The organism is Streptomyces sp. MUM 2J (assembly GCF_022414535.1).
Lineage (GTDB): Bacteria > Actinomycetota > Actinomycetes > Streptomycetales > Streptomycetaceae > Streptomyces.
In genome coordinates, this window is the sequence record NZ_JADWYM010000006.1 from 1 (window position 1) to 20,364 (window position 20,364).

General features: G+C 72.0%; 19 protein-coding genes. 14 read left to right on the forward strand and 5 right to left on the reverse strand.

The genetic code is table 11. The features are described 5' to 3' along the window. Positions 1-127: 127 nt before the first annotated feature. The 8 genes from I3F54_RS07840 to I3F54_RS07875 all read left to right on the forward strand — a co-directional run bounded on the left by I3F54_RS07840 (position 128) and on the right by I3F54_RS07875 (position 7,594). Positions 128-772 carry an HAD family phosphatase gene (locus tag I3F54_RS07840; RefSeq protein ID WP_240117900.1) on the forward strand — a complete coding sequence of 215 codons (645 nt, stop codon included), beginning with the start codon at positions 128-130 and terminating at the stop codon, positions 770-772. Between the two features lie 450 nt (positions 773-1,222). Next, on the forward strand, positions 1,223-2,446 hold the full coding sequence (locus I3F54_RS07845) for an MFS transporter (protein ID WP_240117901.1): 1,224 nt from the start codon (positions 1,223-1,225) through the stop codon (positions 2,444-2,446). Further along, the gene (locus I3F54_RS07850) at positions 2,397-3,569 is read left to right on the forward strand and encodes an acetoin utilization protein AcuC (protein WP_240117902.1); all 1,173 of its coding nucleotides are present in this window, start codon (positions 2,397-2,399) and stop codon (positions 3,567-3,569) included. The genes I3F54_RS07845 and I3F54_RS07850 overlap by 50 nt, the downstream gene beginning before the upstream one ends. Before the next feature lie 196 nt (positions 3,570-3,765). Beyond that, on the forward strand, positions 3,766-4,581 hold the full coding sequence (locus I3F54_RS07855) for a phosphatase (RefSeq protein ID WP_240118130.1): 816 nt from the start codon (positions 3,766-3,768) through the stop codon (positions 4,579-4,581). Between the two features lie 129 nt (positions 4,582-4,710). Then, a complete protein-coding gene (locus tag I3F54_RS07860; protein ID WP_205384706.1) occupies positions 4,711-4,920 on the forward strand; it encodes a helix-turn-helix domain-containing protein in 210 nt (69 codons plus the stop codon). Between the two features lie 199 nt (positions 4,921-5,119). Next, the gene (locus tag I3F54_RS07865; protein ID WP_003948845.1) at positions 5,120-5,218 is read left to right on the forward strand and encodes a 30S ribosomal protein bS22; all 99 of its coding nucleotides are present in this window, start codon (positions 5,120-5,122) and stop codon (positions 5,216-5,218) included. A gap of 205 nt (positions 5,219-5,423) precedes the next feature. Further along, a complete protein-coding gene (locus I3F54_RS07870; RefSeq protein ID WP_240117903.1) occupies positions 5,424-6,485 on the forward strand; it encodes an NAD-dependent epimerase/dehydratase family protein in 1,062 nt (353 codons plus the stop codon). 14 nt (positions 6,486-6,499) lie between these two features. Next, positions 6,500-7,594: a lysophospholipid acyltransferase family protein gene (locus tag I3F54_RS07875; protein WP_240117904.1), complete on the forward strand. Its 1,095-nt coding sequence runs from the start codon at positions 6,500-6,502 to the stop codon at positions 7,592-7,594. A gap of 108 nt (positions 7,595-7,702) precedes the next feature. Here I3F54_RS07875 and I3F54_RS07880 read toward each other — a convergent pair whose 3' ends face one another. From I3F54_RS07880 to I3F54_RS07890, 3 genes are all read right to left on the reverse strand, one after another. Further along, complete coding sequence (locus I3F54_RS07880; RefSeq protein WP_240117905.1) at positions 7,703-8,941, reverse strand: DUF5667 domain-containing protein; 1,239 nt, start codon at positions 8,939-8,941, stop codon at positions 7,703-7,705. Between the two features lie 246 nt (positions 8,942-9,187). Then, a complete protein-coding gene (locus I3F54_RS07885; protein ID WP_240117906.1) occupies positions 9,188-9,979 on the reverse strand; it encodes an ECF subfamily RNA polymerase sigma factor, BldN family in 792 nt (263 codons plus the stop codon). 681 nt (positions 9,980-10,660) lie between these two features. Continuing rightward, positions 10,661-11,599 (reverse strand): HAD family phosphatase, encoded by a 939-nt coding sequence (locus tag I3F54_RS07890; protein WP_240117908.1) that lies wholly within the window; start codon positions 11,597-11,599, stop codon positions 10,661-10,663. Between the two features lie 139 nt (positions 11,600-11,738). Here I3F54_RS07890 and I3F54_RS07895 point away from each other — a divergent pair, with 139 nt between their 5' ends. From I3F54_RS07895 to I3F54_RS07915, 5 genes are all read left to right on the forward strand, one after another. Continuing rightward, positions 11,739-12,017, forward strand: a complete 279-nt coding sequence (locus I3F54_RS07895) for a glutaredoxin family protein (RefSeq protein ID WP_374205873.1) — start codon at positions 11,739-11,741, stop codon at positions 12,015-12,017. Positions 12,018-12,298: 281 nt separating this feature from the next. Beyond that, the gene (locus tag I3F54_RS07900; protein WP_240117910.1) at positions 12,299-13,057 is read left to right on the forward strand and encodes a redox-sensing transcriptional repressor Rex; all 759 of its coding nucleotides are present in this window, start codon (positions 12,299-12,301) and stop codon (positions 13,055-13,057) included. After that, positions 13,054-14,763, forward strand: a complete 1,710-nt coding sequence (locus I3F54_RS07905) for a glutamyl-tRNA reductase (RefSeq protein WP_240117911.1) — start codon at positions 13,054-13,056, stop codon at positions 14,761-14,763. The genes I3F54_RS07900 and I3F54_RS07905 overlap by 4 nt, the downstream gene beginning before the upstream one ends. Next, positions 14,760-15,767: a hydroxymethylbilane synthase gene (gene hemC, locus I3F54_RS07910; protein ID WP_240117912.1), complete on the forward strand. Its 1,008-nt coding sequence runs from the start codon at positions 14,760-14,762 to the stop codon at positions 15,765-15,767. The genes I3F54_RS07905 and hemC overlap by 4 nt, the downstream gene beginning before the upstream one ends. After that, a complete protein-coding gene (locus tag I3F54_RS07915; protein ID WP_240117913.1) occupies positions 15,764-17,470 on the forward strand; it encodes a bifunctional uroporphyrinogen-III C-methyltransferase/uroporphyrinogen-III synthase in 1,707 nt (568 codons plus the stop codon). Before hemC ends, I3F54_RS07915 begins: the two co-directional genes overlap by 4 nt. A gap of 106 nt (positions 17,471-17,576) precedes the next feature. Here I3F54_RS07915 and I3F54_RS07920 read toward each other — a convergent pair whose 3' ends face one another. Both I3F54_RS07920 and I3F54_RS07925 read right to left on the reverse strand, forming a co-directional pair. Beyond that, a complete protein-coding gene (locus tag I3F54_RS07920; protein ID WP_240117914.1) occupies positions 17,577-17,783 on the reverse strand; it encodes a DUF397 domain-containing protein in 207 nt (68 codons plus the stop codon). After that, complete coding sequence (locus I3F54_RS07925; protein WP_240117915.1) at positions 17,780-18,613, reverse strand: helix-turn-helix transcriptional regulator; 834 nt, start codon at positions 18,611-18,613, stop codon at positions 17,780-17,782. Before I3F54_RS07925 ends, I3F54_RS07920 begins: the two co-directional genes overlap by 4 nt. Before the next feature lie 649 nt (positions 18,614-19,262). Here I3F54_RS07925 and I3F54_RS07930 point away from each other — a divergent pair. Further along, positions 19,263-20,321: a helix-turn-helix domain-containing protein gene (locus I3F54_RS07930; RefSeq protein WP_240117917.1), complete on the forward strand. Its 1,059-nt coding sequence runs from the start codon at positions 19,263-19,265 to the stop codon at positions 20,319-20,321. Positions 20,322-20,364: the final 43 nt, after the last annotated feature.

Below are 20,364 nucleotides of genomic sequence, written 5' to 3' on the forward strand. Positions count from 1 at the left end.
AGCTAAGCCTTACAGCGCCGATGGTACTGCAGGGGGGACCCTGTGGGAGAGTAGGACGCCGCCGAACAATTCTTGAGGAAACCCCGCACCGGTTCGGTGCGGGGTTTTCTGCGTTTAGGCTCGGGGCATGTACTACGACCTCGTCATCTTCGACAACGACGGTGTACTAGTCGACAGCGAGCCCCTGTCCAACCGGCTGCTGGCCGGCTACCTCACCGAGGTCGGGCATCCGACGACGTACGAGGAGTCGGTCCGGGACTACATGGGGTCGGCGATGCACCGGATCCACGAACTGGTCCTGGAGCGGACGGGACAGCACCTCCCGGAGGACTTCGACGACGTCTTCCACACGAGGGTCTTCGCGGCCTTCGAACACGAGCTGGAGCCCGTGGCCGGGGTGACGGGCGTGCTGGAGAAGCTGGCTGCGGACGGTGTGCCGTACTGCGTGGCCTCGTCCGGGAGCCATGAGCGGATCCGGGTGGGGCATCGGAAGACGGGGCTGGACCGGTGGTTCGGGGACGGGCGGGTCTTCAGCGCGCAGGACGTGGGGCGGGGGAAGCCCGCCCCGGACCTGTTCCTGCACGCCGCGGAGCGGATGGGGGTCCCACCGCAGCGGTGCGTGGTCGTCGAGGACTCCCCGCTGGGGGTGCAGGCGGGCGTGGCGGCGGGAATGGACGTGTACGGGTTCACCGCCATGACTGCGGCCGAGAAGCTCGCGGGTGCCAGCCGACTCTTCGCGGACATGGGGGAGTTGGCCGGCCTGCTGCTCTGACGCCGCTGCCGTGCTCGGCGCGCGGCCCGTCTGCGGCCCCGGTGTGGCCCGCACGTGACGAGCTGGCGCCGGCCGACCGACCATGGTCACGCTGACGTCCGGACGGGCGCCGGGTACGCCGCGCACACGCCGCCCCGCATCGCCGAGGCGGCCGCCCGCGTCGCCGAGTGCCTGCCCGACCGGCGTTCGCCGGAGGAAGCGAGTGACTTCGTAGGCCTCCGGGGCGCACGGGGGCACGGGGGCCGCGGTCGGCGGCCGGGTGCGTGGTGAGCGGCGGGCCGGCCGTGGAGCCGACGAAGCGGCTGCTGCGGGACGAGGCGGCGGCCGGGTACGTGTTCGCGGCGAGGTCCGCCCTCGCCGGGTAACACCGCCTCCGTCGGGCAGAGCTGAGGGAAATTCATCTTTGGCCGGATCTACCCACGAGTACCCCCGAGCCCTACGCTCGCCGCCATGACTGATGTGCTGCGGCGCGGTAGGACCTCGTTGGCGTTCGGCTTCTGTGCGCAGGGCGTCGCGTTCGCGCTGCTCGTGACACGCATTCCGGCCATCCAGGACCGGTACGGCGTCTCCGACGCGCTGCTGCCGGCGTTCCTGGCCGCCGTTCCGGTCCTGGCCGGCATCGGCAGCGTGACGACCGAACGGCTGGTCCGCCGGATCCCGCCCAGCCGGGTGCTGCGCTGGTCCCAGCCGATCGTCCTGCTGGCGCTGCTGGGCGTCGGGGCGGGGCGGGAGATGGTGGAGCTGGCGGCGGCGCTGGCCGCGTTCGGGCTGGCGGTGGGGGCGCTGGACGCCTCGATGAACATGCTCGGGGTGAGTCTGCAGCGCCAGTACGGGCGCAGCATCATGCTCAGTTTCCACGCCGCGTACAGCCTGGGCGGCATCGTGGGAGCCTCACTGGCGTGGGCGGGGGCGCACTGGCACCTGGCGTTGTTCGTGTCGTACCTGCCGGTGGTGGCGGTGCTGCTGCCCGCGGCGCTGGTGGGGAGCCGGTGGTACGTCGACGGGAACGCCGGAGGCGGCCCGGTGCCGGACGCGGGCGGCGCGGACGCGGGCGGCGGGCTGGTCTTCCGGGCGCTGCTGCCGTTGTGCCTGGTGATGACGTTCGCGTACATCGGGGACTCGACGGTCTCCAACTGGAGCGCGAAGTACCTTCAGGACGTGCTGGGCGGCAGTGAGCAGCTGGCGACGGTGCCGTTCAACGTGTACATGGTGACCACGCTGCTGGGGCGGGCCATCGGGGACTTCGGGGTGCGGCGGTTCGGGGCGGTGACGGTCGTCCGGGTGGGGGCGCTGGTGGCGGCTGCCGGGTTCGCGGTGGTGGCCGGGGCGCCGGGGGCGTGGGTCGGGATGCTCGGTTTCACCCTGCTGGGGCTGGGGCTGTGCGTGATCGTGCCCCAGACCTTCGCGGCGGCCGGGCGGCTGTTCCCGGGGGCGTCGGACGCGGCGGTCGCACGGCTCAACGTCTTCAACTATGTCGGCTTCCTGGTGGGTTCGCCGCTGGTGGGTGTCCTCGGGGACCTGTGGAACTACCGCTGGGCGATGCTCGTGCCGATGACGTTGGTGCTGGTGACGCTCGCCTACGCCCGGTCGTTCGCCGCTCGGCCGGACCGATACGGTGGCGGGCATGAGCGGCGGCGCACAGCTGATGTGGGACGAGGCAGTGACGGGCTATGACTTCGGTCCGGACCATCCGATGGATCCGGTCCGGCTGGCCCTGACGAAACGGCTGGTGGACGCCTTCGGGCTGGACCGGGACGTGGACGTGGTGGCGGCGAAGCCGGCCGGTGAGTCGACGCTGCGGCTCGTCCACCGGGAGGACTACATCGCGGCCGTGAGGGCGGCGTCCGAGGACCCGGGGGCGGCCGACCAGGGGTACGGGCTGGGGACGATGGACGATCCCGCCTTCGCCGGGATGCACGAGGTCTCGGCGCTGATCGCCGGGCAGTCGGTGGGGGCTGCGGAGGCCGTGTGGCGCGGGGAGGTGCTGCACGCGGTGAACTTCGCGGGCGGGCTGCACCACGCCATGCCGGCGGCGGCGTCCGGGTTCTGCATCTACAACGACGCCGCGCTGGCGATCGCGCGGCTGCTGGAGCTGGGGGCGGAACGGGTGGCGTACGTCGACGTGGACGTGCACCACGGCGACGGGGTGCAGGCGGCGTTCTGGGACGATCCGCGGGTGCTGACGGTCTCGCTGCACGAACATCCGCGGACGTTGTTCCCGCAGACCGGATGGCCGGAGGAGACGGGGGCGGACGCCGCGGAGGGGTCGGCGGCGAACGTGGCGCTGCCCGCCGGCACCGGGGACGCGGGGTGGCTGCGGGCGTTCCACGCGGTGGTCCCTGAGCTGCTGGCCGACTTCCGGCCGCAGGTGCTGGTGTCCCAGCACGGCGCCGACACGCACTTCGAGGACCCGCTGGCTCATCTGGCGGTGTCGCTGGACGCGCAGCGGGCGGTGCACGCGGCGTGCCACGACCTGGCGCACCGGTACGCCGACGGGCGCTGGGTGGCGCTGGGCGGCGGGGGATACGCCGTGGTGGACGTCGTGCCGCGGTCGTGGACGCATCTGGTGGGGATCGCCGCGGGGCGGCCGATCGAGCCGGAGACGGTGACACCGGATTCCTGGAGGCAGGCGGTCTTCGCGCGGACCCGGCAGTTGGCGCCCGGGCGGATGACGGACGGCCGGTGGCCGGTGGCGTGGGCCGACTGGGAGTCGGGGTACGACCCCGCCGACCGGTTGGACCAGGCGGTGCTCGCGACGCGGCGTGCGGTGTTTCCGCTGCGGGGGCTGCTGGCCTGAGGGGGCCGGCCGTCCCCGTACGGCATCGGCGCCCTGCGGACGCGGGGACGGGGCGCTGACGCCCGCGGGCGCCTGGAGGGGAGGGGGGTGACGTCACGGCGGCGCGGAAAACCGTTACGCCGACCGTGGGGTGTTTTCCCGGTTCCGGCCGTTCGCGGGTGCGGGGTGCGCCAGCATCGCTGGCGTGTCGAGCGGCGTGCTGAGCGTGCGGGCCTTGCGGGCCCACCTTCTCGCGTCCCGGATCGCCGGGGTCGTGGCCACGTCGCGGGAGACGAGTCTGCGGAGCTATCGGCTGTTCGCGGCCCGTGACCCCCGGGCCCTGATGGGTATCGATCCGCAGTGTGCGTGGAGTGTGCGGGATCTGATCGGGTTGATGGCCGAGAAATGCGGGGTTTCGGCCGATCCCCGCTTCGCTTCGGGTCATGATGTGATTGACCCCGAGCGGACCCTGGCTGCCCTCGACGCCTTCGCCGGGCGGCTGGCCGTCGCGGCCCGGGGCGGTGCCTCGGTCCTGATCGGCACCGGTCACCCGCACCGGCTCTTGGGTTTCTACGCCGCGCTCGCAGACGGTCTGTCGGCGGCGGGATGTACGGTCCTCACCCCGGCGCAGGGTCGCTGTGTCGACATAACGACCCGGTTCGGCCTACGCACGTACAACCTCGACTACGTACGGGGAGTCGCGCTGCTACGGGAACCCGGGCCGCAGCGCCCCGGTTGTGCGACCGGCGCGCACTCGCACTCACCGCTGCCCGTCCGGACGGCCCTGGTCGGTGCGGCCGAGGCCGGCGGGGTGCTGCCCGACCTCGTCGTCGGGGATCACGGATGGGTCTGCGGGGCAGGTCAGCTGGGGTTTGAGGCCATTGGGCTGGCCGATACGGATGACCCCGCGCTCTTTGTGGGGGAGGCCGAGGGGGTCGTGTCCGTCGCCGTTCCCCTTGATGATGCCGTGCGGGCTGATTACTACCTGCCGCTGACCCGCTACGTACTCAATCAAGCGTGTCTGTCACAGTAGGCCGCCGATGGGTGCACCTCTTCCCCACTCGCATCACCCGCCCCTAGTCTGGGGAGTGAGCACGCAACGACGAAGAGTCACCGGAAGGGGAAGCCGGTGGCCGTCGAGTGCGGAAGGTTCAGGTGTGTCATGGCTGCAGACCAGAGGCCTCTGAGCGAGGTTCAGTTCCTTACCGTGGCGGAGGTCGCCTCGGTGATGCGAGTGTCGAAGATGACCGTGTACCGCTTGGTGCACAGCGGTCATCTGCCCGCGATCCGGGTGGGGCGGTCCTTCCGCGTCCCCGAGAACGCGGTTCACGAGTACCTCCGCGAGAGTTATGTGGGGGTGGACACGGCGTGACGGCTGCCTCGGGGAGGCCGCTGAGCGGCGGGAACGACGGCTTCGGCCGTGGTCCCGACGATCAGAACAGGGCACTTCCGGTCTCCCCGAAGTCCCTCGATTACGACCTCGGCGCTCGGACGGGTAGGCTAGCCCCTCGTAGGTCGTGTGGGCCCATGGCGCCCAAACACCGAGTGATGAGAAGTGAGCGAGGGTAGTCGTGGGCTCTGTTATCAAGAAGCGGCGCAAGCGGATGGCCAAGAAGAAGCACCGCAAGCTGCTCAAGCGCACGCGCGTCCAGCGTCGCAACAAGAAGTAGGCGACGACGCACGAGCGTGCCGCGTCTGTCCTGTGGCCCCCCACCGCATCCGGTGGGGGGCCACAGCCGTATCGCGTGTCCTCCTCCCGGCTGTTTCTCGTCACTTCATGCATCGGGTGGTCATCACAGTGCAACACCGACCCGCTAAGTTGGCGGCACGGGGGAACGCGGGCTAGGTACGAGGTCGAGAAGGAAGGCGCTGATCTTGGGAAAGATCGTGCTCGTGACCGGGGCGGCCCGTCCGCTGGGAGGCCGTTTCGTCCGGCGTATCCAGCGTGACCCGCAGGTGGACCGGGTGATCGCCGTGGACGCGGTGCAGCCCGAGCACCATCTGGGCGGCGCGGACTTCGTCCGGGCGGACATCCGGCAGTCCGCCATCGCCCGCGTGCTCGCGGAGACGGGCGCGGACACGGTCGTGCACATGGACATCACCGCGACCGCCCTGGGCAGCGGCAGCCGGGCCACGGTCAAGGAGACCAACGTCATCGGCACCATGCAGCTGCTCGGCGCCTGCCAGAAGTCGCCGGCCGTGAAGCGGCTGGTCGTGAAGTCCAGCACCAACGTGTACGGCTCCGCGCCCCGCGATCCGGCCGTGTTCACCGAGACGACCCCGCCCAAGTCGCTGCCCAGCGGCGGCTTCGCCAAGGACACCGTCGAGGCCGAGGGCTACGTCCGCGGCTTCGCCCGGCGACGGCCGGACGTCGCGGTGTGCGTGCTGCGCTTCGCCAACATCCTCGGCCCCAGCGTCGACACCCCACTCGCCTCGTACTTCTCGCTGCCGGTCCTGCCGACCGTGTTCGGCTACGACCCGCGGCTGCAGTTCGCCCACGAGGACGACGTGATCGAGGTGCTGCGCGTCGCCTCCCACGAGCCGGAGCGGGGCACGCTCAACAGCGGCACCTTCAACATCGCCGGCGACGGCGTCCTGCTGCTCTCCCAGTGCTCCCGCCGGCTGGGCCGACCCACCGTCCCCTTGCTGCTGCCCGCCGTGACGTGGGCGGGCTCCCTGGTGCGTACGCTGGGGATGACGGACTTCTCTCCCGAACAGATCCGGCTGCTCACCCACGGCCGGGTCGTGGACACCACGCAGATGCGCGAGACGCTGGGATTCAAGCCGAAGTACACGACGGCAGAAACGTTCGCGGACTTCGTGCTCAGCCGGGGGCCGGGTCTCCTGCCCCCCGAGGCCCTTGCGGGGGCCGTCGACCGGATCGCCGCGCTGCCCGTCGCGGGCGGCGGCAAGCCCCCGACGCAGAGCGCCAACTGAGGAGCGCATCAACGATGGCGGACGCCAAGGTCATTCCGTTCGACGACGACCGGTCCCGCGGGAGCGCCGTGCAGCGCCCGCAGCGGCGCAGGGGCCCGGGAGGCCGGCGCAAGAGTGGCGAGCACGTTCCGGTCCGGGACGTGCGCCAGGTGCGTGAGTCGCGGGCGACGGGTGACGTCCAGGCCCTGCCCGGCAGGGACGCCGCGCAGGATGATGGCCCTGTGACCCCTGCGACCCCTGAGCCTGCTGAGCAGACGGCGCCCTCCGGCACGGGCCTGGAGCGGCGCATCGCCGGTGGACTGTCGTTCCTGCGCCGCCGCCTGACCGGGGACTACGAGGTCGACGACTTCGGCTACGACGAGGAGCTCACCGACCAGGTCCTGATGTCCCTGCTGCGCCCGGTGTACGAGAAGTACTTCCGGGTCGATGTGAAGGGCATCGAGAACATCCCGGCCGAGGGCGGGGCGCTGATCGTCTCCAACCACTCCGGGACGCTGCCGCTGGACGGCCTGATGATGCAGGTCGCCGTGCACGACCACCATCCGGCGGGCCGGCACCTGCGGCTCCTCGCCGCCGACCTGGTGTTCGTCCTGCCGGTCGTCAACGAGCTGGCCCGCAAGCTCGGCCACACGCTGGCCTGCGCGGAGGACGCCGAGCGGCTGCTGGCGCAGGGCGAGCTGGTCGGGGTGATGCCGGAGGGGTTCAAGGGCATCGGGAAGCCGTTCAGCGAGCGCTACAAGCTCCAGCGGTTCGGTCGCGGCGGGTTCGTGTCCACGGCGCTGCGGCAGGGTGCTCCGATCATCCCCTGCTCGGTCGTCGGTGCGGAGGAGATCTACCCGCTGATCGGCAACGCCAAGACGCTGGCCCGGTTGCTGGGGTTCCCGTACTTCCCGCTGACGCCGACCTTCCCGTGGCTGGGACCGCTCGGGGCGGTTCCGCTGCCGACGAAGTGGACGATCCAGTTCGGTGAGCCGATCCCGACGGACGGCTATCCGCCGGAGGCGGCCGAGGACCCGATGCTGATGTTCAACCTGACCGACCAGGTCCGCGAGCAGATCCAGCACACGCTGTACAAGCTGCTCGTGCAGCGGCGGTCGGTGTTCTTCTAGCGCTTCGGCGCGCTGCCGCCCACGGCACCCACAGCGGCCCGGTACGGCGACGGGGCGCCCCTCCCGCGGGAGGGGCGCCCCGTCGCCGTACCGGGCCGGGTCACGGCGCTAGGGGGCGTCGTCGCTGTCGATGCCCAGGCCGGGCAGCAGGCCGGGCAGCAGCGGCGGGAGCGTGACGTCCGGTGCGGGGGTGGGCGAGCCGGACGACGGCTCCGTGGTGCCGGTGTCCGGCGGCGGGTCGAGCAGGCCGCCGGTGCTGCCGCCGAGCAGGCCGTCGCTCTGGCCGTCGGAGCCGTCGGGGGACGCGCTCGGGCTGCCGCTGCCGGACTGGCCGGCGGTGGTGGGGGAGCCGCTGCCGGCACTGGGCGCCGCCGCGTGCCCGGTGCCGGAGGAACCGGTGCCCGGGGTGCCCGGGGACTGCCGGCTGCTCGCGCCGCCGCTCTGTGCGGGGGGCTGCGGGAGCATGGACTGGAGCGGGGCCACCTCGTCGTCTATGGCGTCGAAGACCGACGACACCTGCTGACTGACGTCCCCGAGCTGCACGGGCAGTCGCTGGGCCAGGGCGCCCCAGGCGTCGCGGTGCGAGCGCGAGAAGGCGGACAGTGCCTGGATGGGGCCCAGCGAGTCGGGGTCGCGCTCGTAGGCCTCGTGCAGCAGGCGGTGGCCCTCGGCGGCGTCGTGTTGCACGCCGGACAGGGCGCGGCGGATCTCGCCGAGGGACTCGTGGTCGAGGCGGCCGCTGCGACCGCGTTCCATCAGCCGCCGGGCCTCGCTGAGCCGGGTGGAGGCCTGGTCCAGGTAGCTCCGGCCGCGTTCGTCGTCGTTGTCGGACAGGTAGTTGAGCTTGAAGTCCTCGATGCCGCGCTTGAGGCCGTAGAGCGAGTCACCGGGCAGGGCGTCGGAACTCGCGGCGGCGACTCCGCCGAAGGCGCCCGCGGCGACTCCGACACTCAGCCCGCCCGCGGTGAGGCCCTTGGCGAGCCGCGAACGCGGGCGGAACCTCCCCAGCGGGGTCGCCCGGTGTGTGCCCCGGGCCCGAGGGGAACGCTGCTCGGGCACCGAAGGGTCTGTCGCCTCGCCTCCCGCGCCCTCCTGCAGCATGGCCTCGAACGCGGCCACGAGCTGGGCCCGCTGGACGACCTTGACCTCGGGGTCGAGCTCCGGCTTGGGCAGCTCGCCGAGACCGGTGGCAAGGGCCAGCAGTAGGCCCTGCTCGGTCTGTTCCGCAGCGGCTGCGGCCGGTGCCGATCCTTCGGACTGCTCGGCCGCCGAGCCCCGGTCGCTCTGCTCCTCCAGGGCCAGGGCGAAGGCGTTCGCCCGCCGGTGCGCCGATACGTTCGCGATCACTGGCGGCACCTCCTCTCGTCATGACGGTCGACTCCCCAGGGGGCCTGAGGGTTGCACGCCCACGACCACCTCCACTCGTTCGAGTGATCAGGGTTGGCCCGGACGTGACCACAGGGAGCCTGTATCCCGCACAACGAGCGGCGCGGCACTTGGGTTACGGACGGAGGATGATCGGATGGGGAAGTCAACGAACTTTTACGGAAAGTGAGTTGGGGGTCGCCGAAGGTGCGGGCCTGGGTGGGGCGATCAGCGGGCGTCGTCCGGCAGGAGCCGGGCGAGGGTGCGCACGGCGCGGTACTGGAGGGTCTTGATCGCGCCCTCGTTCTTGCCCATGACGCGGGCGGTCTCCGCGACGGAGAGGCCTTGGAGGAACCGGAGTGTCACGCACTCCTGCTGCTGGGGGTTGAGCCGGCGTACGGCGTCGAGCAGGGCGGCGTTGGAGAGGGACTCCAGGACCGATTCCTCGGGCGAGCGTTCGACCTCGTTGGCGTCGAGCATCTCGCCGGTGGTGACCTCCAGCCGGAAGCGGCTCGACTTGAAGTGGTCGGCGACGAGGTTGCGGGCGATCGTGACGAGCCACGCCCCGAAGTCCCGCCCCTGCCAGGTGAAGGTGCCGATCCGGCGCAGGGCCCGCAGAAAGGTCTCACTGGTGAGGTCCTCTGCGGTCGCCTTGCCGCCCACCCGGTAGTAGATGTAGCGGTACACGGTGTCGCTGTACTGGTCGTAGAGACGGCCGAACGCGTCGGCCTCCCCGGCCTGGGCGCGCTCGACGAGGTCCATCATGCGGGCGCTGTCACTGTCGGCGGCCGGGCGGCGGGCGGTGGTCGCGCCGTTGCCGTTGTTCGCCGAACGGCTCCGTCTGCCGACCGCGGCGCCGCCGTCGGCGAGTGCGTAGCACGGGCCTACGGGGGTGGCGGAGGCGAAGGCGGGCACGGCGTACGCGGTGGGGACCAGGCCGCGCATCATGTTGTGCACTGTCGCGACCGTTGCGCGCAGCGTAGCCAGGCCCGAGGCGTCAACCCCGACGTGTGGGTACACGGGACTCCCAGAGGCAGAGCTTCCATCACGTGCAGTGCGGGACCTTTCACCCGTCGTGGCGACGGAGGGGTACCGGTTTGCGTCTGAGGAGAATAACGCTTCGTGCAGGCACTGCTACACCGAGTTGCTCAAATCATCGATTGCGTCGCTTCTGTATCCGATTGACGCTCGATCGGGTGCCGCAGAGTGAGCGTTTGCTGATCGATTCTCTTCGGGTTTCGGGTGGATGCGGGGCGTCTTGTGGCCAGGTGCGGGGGAGGGGACTGGGCAGGGGTTCTGCGGGGTACGTCCCCTGGATTGGCCAGGTGTGAGCGCCGATGACGGGATATGAGTGGCGGGTCCGGTCGGCGGGTGCGGCGTGGCCGGCACGACGGCGGCCCTGCGGCGGCCGGGGCGGGCGCGACGACACTCTCCCCGGTGCACCGGACGCCGCACCGGCTGTGGACTTCTCCCCGGGTGCCGGGTGCCGGGTGCGCACCCGGCACCGGGTCCGGACGCAGCGGGGCGGAGGGGCGCCGCCGGGGCAACGGCCCCCGCCGGTCGGGCCGGATCGGTCCGGCGCCACCGGGCGCGCGGGCCCGCCACGGCGTTCGGGGCGGTCCGTCGCTCGGGGCGAATCCGGGCGCGGCGCCGCACGACCGGGACGCCGCACGACCGGGCGGGGCGGCGGGGGCCGCTGCCCTAGCGGCGCCTGCGGTGCAGGGCGATCGCCGCCGCCGTACCGCCGGCCACCGCGCCGACACCCGCCGCCGCGGGGATGCCGACCTTGGCCGCCTTGCGGCCCGTGCGGTAGTCGCGCAGGCGCCAGTCCAGCCGCCGGGCGTGCTTGCGCAGCTTGGTGTCGGGGTTGATGGCGTAGGGGTGCCCGACCAGGGAGAGCATCGGGATGTCGTTGTGGCTGTCGCTGTACGCCGCGCAGCGGCCGAGGTCCAGGCCCTCCGCCACCGCCAGGGCGCGCACCGCCTCCGCCTTGGCGGGCCCGTGCAGGGGCTCGCCGACCAGCTTGCCCGTGTAGACGCCGCCGACCGACTCGGCCACCGTGCCCAGGGCGCCGGTCAGGCCCAGGCGGCGGGCGATGACCTGGGCGATCTCCACCGGTGCCGCCGTGACCAGCCAGACCTTCTGTCCCGCGTCCAGGTGGGCCTGCGCCAGGGCGCGGGTGCCGGGCCAGATGCGCTCGGCCATGTACTCGTCGTAGATCTCCTCGCCGATCGACTTCAGCTCCGACACGCGGTGGCCCTTGACGATCGAGAGGGCGGAGTCCCGGGCCTCCTGCATGTGCTCGGGGTCCTCGACGCCGGCCAGCCTGAACCAGGCCTGCTGCCAGGCGAACCGGGCCAGGTCGCGCGTCTCGAAGAACTTCCGCTTGTACAGGCCCCGGCCGAAGTGGAAGAGGGCGGCACCCTGCATCACGGTGTTGTCGAGGTCGAAGAACGCGGCGGCCCTGTCATCGCCGGAGACGGGGAATTCCGGTTCCTCTTCCGGCAGGGTGTCCGCCGGGACGTCCTGGGTGGCGTCCTGCGAGGACTTGCGGGCGGCCTCGGCCGAGGCCTCGCCTGCCAACACGCTCCGCGCCGTGGCGGAGCGCCTACGGGGAGTGAGCCATCCTAGAGCGGCCATGCCCGTGAGCATAGCCAGTTTGTTCGGTGCTTCCGGCGCCGAGAGGTTCGCGGGGTGTGAACTCTCCGCGACCGCATCGTTAAGGGAGCTGGTTCCGGGGTGGGTTCCGACCTTGCGCCGCCGCGCGAGAATGGCCGACATGAGTCCCTTCTTCCGTCGCAAGGCCCCGATGGCCCCGAGTGACCGTCTCGTCACCCTCGTCCGCAAGCCCGGGTGCCATTTGTGTGATGACGCACAGCTCGTGATCGAGAAGGTGTGCGGCGAGCTCGGCGTGCCCTGGGAGCAGAAGGACATCACCGAGGATCGGCAGCTCCACGACCAGTACTGGGAGCAGATTCCCGTCGTACTGGTCGACGGCGAGCAGCACACCTTCTGGCGTGTGAACGAGGAGCGGCTTCGCAGGGCACTGACCGACTAGTCCAAACTGGCTGGAAAGTCGCTTAGGATCGACGGCGTTGTGGTCTCGGGGGCGGGATGCGGTAAGGAGTGTGTGCGGCTTTGCCCCCTTCAGCAGAGCAACGACGGCACCCGCACGGCGGTTCCATATCGGCGTGCCGGGGATGCGTGAGCCCGGTCACGTTGGGCGGGCAAATCGGACACCATCTTTGTGCACGCGTTCACAAAGACATAGCCTGCTGTCGACGGGGCGGTCCGGGGACGTATGGCCGCCCGCAGCCCAGCTCTACCCGCAGGAGCACCGTGGCAACTGGCCGAACTCACCGACCGGCGACCCGTAGCCGAGGGATTCCCGAGGCCACCGTCGCCAGGCTTCCGCTGTACCTCCGCGCCCTGACCGCGCTCTCGGAGCGCTCGGTCCCCACGGTCTCCTCCGAGGAACTCGCCGCGGCGGCCGGGGTCAATTCCGCGAAGCTGCGCAAGGACTTCTCGTACCTCGGTTCCTACGGGACGCGCGGTGTGGGGTACGACGTCGAGTATCTCGTCTACCAGATCTCCCGCGAACTGGGCCTCACCCAGGACTGGCCGGTTGTCATCGTCGGTATCGGCAACCTCGGCGCGGCCCTCGCCAACTACGGCGGCTTCGCCTCCCGTGGCTTCCGCGTCGCGGCGCTCATCGACGCCGACCCGGCCCTGGCCGGCAAGCCCGTCGCCGGGATCCCGGTGCAGCACACCGACGACCTGGAGAAGATCATCCAGGACAACGGCGTCTCCATCGGCGTCATCGCGACGCCCGCCGGGGCCGCCCAGCAGGTGTGCGACCGGCTGGTCGCCGCCGGGGTCACCTCCATCCTGAACTTCGCGCCGACCGTGCTGAACGTCCCCGAGGGGGTCGACGTGCGCAAGGTCGACCTCTCCATCGAGCTGCAGATCCTCGCCTTCCACGAGCAGCGCAAGGCCGGCGAGGAGGCAGCCGACACCGCCGTTCCGGCCGCCGCCACCCACGGCGACGCCACCGACCAGGGGCCCGACGGGGACGTCCCCGCCGTGATGCCGGCATGAGTCTCCTCGTCGTGGGACTGAGCCACCGCAGCGCCCCGGTCAGCGTGCTGGAGCGGGCTTCGCTCGGTGCGGACGCGCAGACCAAGCTGCTCCAGGACACGGTCGCCGCCGAGCCGGCCGCCGAGGCCGCGGTGCTCGCCACCTGCAACCGCATCGAGCTGTACGCCGACGTGGACAAGTTCCACGCCGGTGTGGCCGAGCTGTCCACACTGCTCGCCCGGCACAGCGGGGTCGGCCTCGACGAACTCACGCCCTACCTGTACGTGCACTACGAGGACCGGGCCGTCCACCACCTGTTCTCGGTGGCCTGCGGACTGGACTCCATGGTCGTCGGCGAGGGGCAGATCCTCGGCCAGATCAAGGACTCCCTGGCCCGCGCGCAGGACCTGCACACCGCCGGGCGGTTGACGAACGACCTGTTCCAGCAGGCGCTCCGGGTCGGCAAGCGGGCCCACTCCGAGACCGGCATCGACCGGGCCGGGCAGTCGCTGGTCACCTTCGGCCTGGAGCAGTTCTCCCGGGGCACCGACGTCCGGACCTGGACGGCCGGCAAGCGGGCGTTGATCATCGGGGCCGGATCGATGTCGTCGCTCGCCGCGGCGACGCTCGCCCGCGCCGGCGTCGCGGAGGTCGTCGTCGCCAACCGCACCTTCGAGCGCGCCGAGCGGCTCGCCCGGATACTCACCGACGCCCACGGCACGGACGTGGTGGCCCGCGCGGTACCGATGGAATCGGTGCCGGCCGAGCTGACACGTGCCGACGTAGCCGTCTCCTGCACCGGGGCGACCGGACTGGTCCTGACGGCGGAGGCCGTCGCCACCGCGGTCGACGGCCGCGCGGGCGCCCCCACCGCTCCGGCCGGGGACCCCGCGACGGGCGAGCGGACCGGCGCGCGGGCGCTGCCGCCCACCTCCGTCGGCACCGAGGAGGGCTGTCCGCTGGACCCGACCGCCGTCCAGGCGGGTTTCTCCGTGTTCGGTGACGCCGCCGTGGCCGGCATGGACGCGGCGACGCTGGAGCAGCACGCCGCCTGGGTCGACAAGGGCACCGTCGTCCAGCGCCGCGAGGACGCCCGGCGCAACGCCGAGGCCGACGCGGAGCTGATCGGTGCGCTCGCCGCGACCGTGGCGACGGTCGGCCGGATCCCCGAGCGGCGCCGCCCCGAGCCGGCTGCCGGTGCCGCACGGCCCGAGCCGGTCCTCTTCCTCCTCGACCTGGCGATGCCGCGCGACATCGACGCCGCCGCACACCGGCTGGCCGGGGTGCGCCTGGTCGACATCGAGTCCCTCGCCGAGGCCTCCGCCGACGCCCCCATGGCCGCCGACGTCGACCAGGTCCGCCGGATCGTCTCCGACGAGGTCGCCGCGTTCGGCGCCGCCCAGCGGGCCGCGCACATCACGCCCACGGTCGTCGCCCTGCGCACCATGGCCGCCGATGTCGTGGCCGGCGAGATCGCGCGCCTGGAGGGCCGCCTGCCCGGCCTCGACGACAAGCACCGCTCGGAGATCGTCCAGACCGTCCGGCGTGTCGTCGACAAGCTGCTGCACGCGCCGACCGTGCGGGTCAAGCAGTTGGCGTCCGAACCCGGCGGTGCCGGGTACGCGGACGCCCTGCGCACCCTGTTCGACCTCGACCCCGAGACGGTCGCCGCCGTCTCCCGGGCCGAGGACAGCACCGACGAGAAGCAGAACCGAGGGCCGGCATGAGTGACAAGGCTTTGAGGCTCGGGACCAGGCGCAGCAAGCTCGCCATGGCCCAGTCCGGGCAGATGGCGGAGGCCGTCAGCCGGGTGACCGGGCGGCCCGTCGAACTCGTCGAGATCACCACCTACGGTGACGTCTCCCGCGCGCATCTGGCGCAGATCGGCGGCACCGGCGTGTTCGTCACGGCGCTGCGTGACGCGCTGGTCAGGGGCGAGGTCGACTTCGCGGTTCATTCGCTCAAGGACCTGCCCACCGCGCAGCCCGAGGAACTGGCCCTGGCCGCCGTCCCGGTGCGTGAGGACCCGCGGGACGTGATCGTGGCGCGTGACGCGCTGAAGTTCACGGACCTGCCGCGCGGGGCGCGCATAGGCACCGGCTCACCGCGCCGCATGGCGCAGCTGAACGCGTACGCGCGCAGCCACGGGCTGGACATCGAGACGGTCCCGATCCGCGGCAACGTCGACACCCGCATCGGATACGTGCGGGACGGCGAGCTGGACGCGGTGGTGCTGGCCGCGGCCGGCATGTCCCGCATCGGCCGCATCGACGAGGTGACCGACTTCCTGTCGGTCGACACGGTTCTGCCCGCCCCCGGCCAGGGGGCACTGGCGATCGAGTGCAGGGCCGGGAACACCGCCCAGGACGCTGCTCTCGTCGCCGCGCTCGCGGAACTCGACGACCCGCTCACCCGGGCCGCCGTGACCGCCGAGCGGTCACTGCTCGCCGCCCTGGAGGCCGGTTGCAGTGCGCCCGTGGGCGCGCTGGCCGACCTTCCCCCGCTCTCGGCTCCGTTCGAGCGGCGGGACCCCCAGGCCGACGGGCAGATTGTCAAGGAAATGCGCCTGCGGGGCGTCGTCGGCACGACCGACGGCACCGCGCTGGTGCAGCTGTCCACCACCGGTCCCGTGCCCGAGACGCACGACGGGGCTGTGGCACTCGGCCGCGAACTCGCCGCCGAGATGCTCGCCCAGGGCGCGGCCGGTCTGATGGGGGAGCGAGCACTTTGAGCCCCACCACCCTTCCCGCCGGCCTCGAACACGGGCACGTCACCTTCCTGGGTGCCGGACCCGGGGATCCGGGACTGCTGACTCTGCGCGCCGTGGAGGCGCTGGCGAGCGCCGACGTCCTTGTCGCCGAGCACGAGGTGCTCGACGTCGTTCGGAAGCACGCCCGGCAGAGTGTGTCCCTCGTCCGCACGGACGGGGACGCCTCGCCGGATGCCGTTCCGGGCGCGGGCGCGCCTCGGCCGACGGTTGTTGACGGCGCGTCAACAACCGCTGGGGTACCCGCGGAGCGGGATGCGGCACATCTTGTCATGGAGGCCGCGCGGGGCGGCAGGCGGGTCGTGCGTGCCGTGTCCGGCGATCCCGGACTCGACGCGTACGCCGCCGAGGAGATGCTGGCGTGCGCCAAGGCCGGTGTGCCCTTCGAGGTCGTCCCCGGCGTCGCGGCCGCGGTCGGCGTGCCCGCCTACGCGGGTGTCCCGCTGCGGGACGCCGAGGGCACGGACGTCCGGTTCGTCGACGCGCGTACCGCGTCCGACCGCTGCTGGACCGAGGTCGGCGCCTCCGACGGCACGGTGGTCGTGTCCACGACGCTGGACTCCGTGGCCGTCGCGGCCGGCGAGCTGGTCTCGGCGGGCCGCAAGCCCGACACCCCGATGACCGTCACCGTCGCCGGTACGACGACCCGGCAGCGGACCTGGTCGGCGACGCTCGGCACGATCGCGCAGACCCTGAAGCAGGCCAAGGTGCTGCCCTCGCCCGAGGGCGGCCGGCCGGTGATAGCCGTGGTCGGCGAGCGCAGCGCCCCGGCCCAGCGCGACCAGCTGGCGTGGTTCGAGTCCAAGCCGCTGTTCGGCTGGAAGGTCCTCGTGCCGCGGACGAAGGAGCAGGCGGCGTCGCTCTCCGACCAGCTGCGGTCCTACGGCGCCGTGCCGCACGAGGTGCCCACGATCGCCGTCGAGCCGCCGCGCACGCCCCAGCAGATGGAGCGCGCCGTCAAGGGCCTGGTGACGGGCCGCTACGAGTGGATCGCGTTCACCTCGGTGAACGCCGTCAAGGCCGTCCGCGAGAAGTTCGAGGAGTACGGCCTCGACGCCCGCGCCTTCGCCGGCATCAAGGTCGCCGCGGTCGGCGAGCAGACCGCCAAGGCGCTGATCGCCTTCGGCGTGAAGCCGGACCTGGTGCCGAGCGGCGAGCAGTCCGCCGCCGGCCTGCTGGAGGACTGGCCGCCGTACGACCCGGTCTTCGATCCGATCGACCGCGTCTTCCTGCCCCGGGCCGACATCGCCACCGAGACCCTGGTCGCCGGGCTCATCGAGCTCGGCTGGGAGGTCGACGACGTCACCGCCTACCGGACCGTGCGCGCCTCGCCGCCGCCGGCCGAGACCCGGGAGGCGATCAAGGGCGGCGGTTTCGACGCGGTGCTGTTCACGTCGTCCTCCACCGTCCGCAACCTGGTCGGCATCGCGGGCAAGCCGCACAACGTGACCGTGATCGCGTGCATCGGCCCGGCGACCGCCAAGACCGCCGAGGAGCACGGCCTTCGGGTGGACGTCATGGCTCCCGAGCCGTCGGTGCACAAACTGGCGGAGGCGCTCGGCGACTTCGGCCGGCGGCGGCGCGCCGCGGCGCTGGAGGCCGGTGACCCGGTGACCCGGCCGAGTGAGCGGCGCCCGGGGGCGCGCAGACGGCGCACGACGTCGTAGCCGCAGCCCGCCGTTGTCGCGCAGCGGTCAGCCGAACCGGTTCTCCACGCCCCGCCGTCCTCTTCACGGGAGACGGCGGGGCTTTCGCGCGGGGTGTCCTCGTGCGTCAGCGCCCGGAGGCGTACGGCACGAAGGTCGCCCAGGCGGTGGGGTCGAGGGCGAGGCGGGGGCCGTGGGGGTTCTTGGAGTCGCGGACGAGGACGGTTCCGGGGGCGGCGGCGACCTCGACGCAGTCGGGTCCTTCGGCTGTGCTGTAGCTGCTCTTTGTCCACTCCGAGTCGGAGCCGGCTCCGCCGAAGGGCTTGAGTGTCATGTCTCTCCCAGCACATTCTCGATGAAGGCCATCGACTCTCGCGGCGGGAGAGCCTGGGCTCGGATGATTCCATAGCGCATGTCCAGCACCTGTACGTGCTTGGGGTCGGCGATCACGCGGCTGATCTCCTGGACCTCGGCATGTCCCACCGACGTTCCATCCTTGAGCCTGAGAAGCCTGAACGAACCACCAAGGCCGGAGTTCTCCTCACGGCTCAGCGGGAGCACTTGCAGATCCACGTTGCGGAAACGACCAACCTCCAACAGTCGTTCGAGTTGTGCACGCATCACCATCTTGCCCCCAACAGGGCGGCGCAGTGTCGACTCGCACTGCACAAAACTGAACAGAGGACGCCCGGCCTCCTCGCTCACGATGCCCTGGCGGGACATGCGGGCAGCCACGCGCTGCTCAAGCTGGTCCTCCAGGAAGGGGGGCCTGCTGCCGGAGTACACCGCCCGTGCGTACTCCTCCGTCTGTAACAACCCATGAACCACTGAGTTGTTGTAGGCGCACAACTCGACCGCGTCCGCCTCCAGCTTCTTCAGGTCCCGTACCTTCTTCGGGTACCGGACCTCCGCCACGTCCCGCTTCATGGCCGCGATCCGGCCGCCCGCACCCAGGACCTCGTCCGCCGCGTCCAGGTACTCCGGCCGCGGAATGCGCCGCCCCCGCTCCACGGCGGAGACCAGGTCCTCCCCGTAGCCGATGGCCGCCCCGAACTGGGCCTGGGTGAGGCCCGCTCCCTCCCGCCACAGCTTCAGCTGCCGCACGACGGTCCGCATCACGGCCCCGGCTTCGGCGTCCTCCAGTCCCGCGTCCCAGTCGCTCACGTCAGCCGCCCTCTCGCCGCACCCTTTCCGGTCCAACAGGTCCCACGCGTCCCCGTACAGCCCGTACAGCCCGTACAGCCCGGATGGAATCGGTCGCCGCACGGACAGCCACCGACCGCACGGGCCGCCGCATTTCACAGGTTATGCATGCTCGGACACACTGAGTGACGCGAATGAGTGAATCCTCACCCTCCGTCCTCCGGTGTGCCGGCCTTGCGTCCCGGACCGCTGGGGCGTGCGGTGCGGGCCGGTGCCGTGCAGGACGGGGTGGGAGACGCCGGGTCCCGCGCCGACCGACGATCTCGTCGGCCTCGACGACCGCCGCGGATGCCCCCCCCCCGGCCGGGTGCTCGTGCACCGGCGCCGGGAAACGCGTGCTCCGGTGGGGAGAGAGCCGGGGCTGCGGGCGGCAAAAGACCAAAGAACCCCGGGGAAGAACCAACCAGCCGACCACACCTCGCGCAGGTCACCCGGCCGGGTGAAACAGCTCGGCGCGGCTGGCGCTCGGGTGGTCCGGGCGTGCAGTCTCGCCCCGAGACGGCCAAGCCGCCGGCATCGACAACTCCACAAGCCCACACATGCATCGGCCCCCGCCGGGACTGCAATCCCAGTGCGAGGGCCTGACCAACGAGGAAGAAGAGCCTTCCCCATGGCTGAGCAGAAGCCTATCGCTGCCGCGCGTCCGCAACGAGACGTTCGGCGGACGACCACCCACTCCGGTGTCATCCACGTACGCACGTACCAGTCCTGCCGCTACACCGTCGTGGGCAACCACCTCGCCCAGCACCGTGAGCTGTCCCTGACCGCCATCGGGCTGGCCACGCACATCCTGTCGCTGCCCGAGGGCGCCCCGGTCGACATCCGCAGCCTCGCCGACCGCTTCCCCGAGGGGCGGGACCGGATCGCGTTCGCGCTGCGCGAGCTGGAGGCGTGCGGCTACCTGGAGCGGGTGCGCGAGCGTACCGAGTCGGGCCGCCTGCGCACGCGGACCTACGCGCACCACATCCCCACCGGGGCCGCCGCCGGGCGTGCCCTGCCCGAGCCGGCCTCCGGTGCCTCCGAGGTACTCCCGGCCCGTCAGGCCCGCGTCACCGACGCCGCTCGTGGAACCGTGGCCAAAGAAGCGGCCCGGGACAGGCCCCAGGGGTACCGGGGGCCCTCTCCCCTGCCGGCGGACGATGCGGCTGGCGAAGAGGCAGCCGGCGAGGAGGCGGCCGTCCCTCCCGCGCCGCCGGGCCCCGTGGACCGGCCAGAGGCGCCGGAGGCGCGCGGCGACGCGCCCGTCGCCCGCGACCGGCACCACGACAGGGCCGTCGCCCTCCTGGCGGGCCTGCGCCGCACCGACGGCCGCCTCACCCTCTCGCGGCGGCAGGTCGACCGGCTCGCTCCCGCCGTCGTCGCCTGGTTCGCCGGAGGTGCGACGGATGCCGTGGTCCACCGCGTCCTGACCACCGATCTCCCCGTGGACATGCGGCACGCGGCCGGTGTGCTCGCCCACCGGCTCGGCGAGCTGCTGCCGGTGCCCCTCCCGGCGAACCCACCGAACGCGCCCAAGGACACCGAGACCGGCAAGCGTCGCCGCCCCGATCCCTTCCGGACCTGCGACGGCTGTGAACGCGCCTTCCGCGCCCCGGAGCCCGGCAGCCGCTGCCGCGACTGCCGTTCTCCCGGACCGGCACACGCGGACGGTGCGCTACGCGTGGCGTGAGACGGGCGGGCGCCGCGGGCCGCCACCGGTCCTCGGGCAGTCA

Coding starts and splice junctions, on each gene's coding strand:
- I3F54_RS07905 (WP_240117911.1), top strand. CDS start 13,054: ATGAGTCTCCTCGTCGTGGGACTGAGCCACCGCAGCGCCCCGGTCAGC.
- I3F54_RS07845 (WP_240117901.1), top strand. CDS start 1,223: ATGACTGATGTGCTGCGGCGCGGTAGGACCTCGTTGGCGTTCGGCTTC.
- I3F54_RS07875 (WP_240117904.1), top strand. CDS start 6,500: ATGGCGGACGCCAAGGTCATTCCGTTCGACGACGACCGGTCCCGCGGG.
- I3F54_RS07860 (WP_205384706.1), top strand. CDS start 4,711: ATGGCTGCAGACCAGAGGCCTCTGAGCGAGGTTCAGTTCCTTACCGTG.
- I3F54_RS07895 (WP_374205873.1), top strand. CDS start 11,739: ATGAGTCCCTTCTTCCGTCGCAAGGCCCCGATGGCCCCGAGTGACCGT.
- I3F54_RS07840 (WP_240117900.1), top strand. CDS start 128: ATGTACTACGACCTCGTCATCTTCGACAACGACGGTGTACTAGTCGAC.
- hemC (WP_240117912.1), top strand. CDS start 14,760: ATGAGTGACAAGGCTTTGAGGCTCGGGACCAGGCGCAGCAAGCTCGCC.
- I3F54_RS07850 (WP_240117902.1), top strand. CDS start 2,397: ATGAGCGGCGGCGCACAGCTGATGTGGGACGAGGCAGTGACGGGCTAT.
- I3F54_RS07930 (WP_240117917.1), top strand. CDS start 19,263: ATGGCTGAGCAGAAGCCTATCGCTGCCGCGCGTCCGCAACGAGACGTT.
- I3F54_RS07890 (WP_240117908.1), bottom strand. CDS start 11,599: ATGGCCGCTCTAGGATGGCTCACTCCCCGTAGGCGCTCCGCCACGGCG.
- I3F54_RS07920 (WP_240117914.1), bottom strand. CDS start 17,783: ATGACACTCAAGCCCTTCGGCGGAGCCGGCTCCGACTCGGAGTGGACA.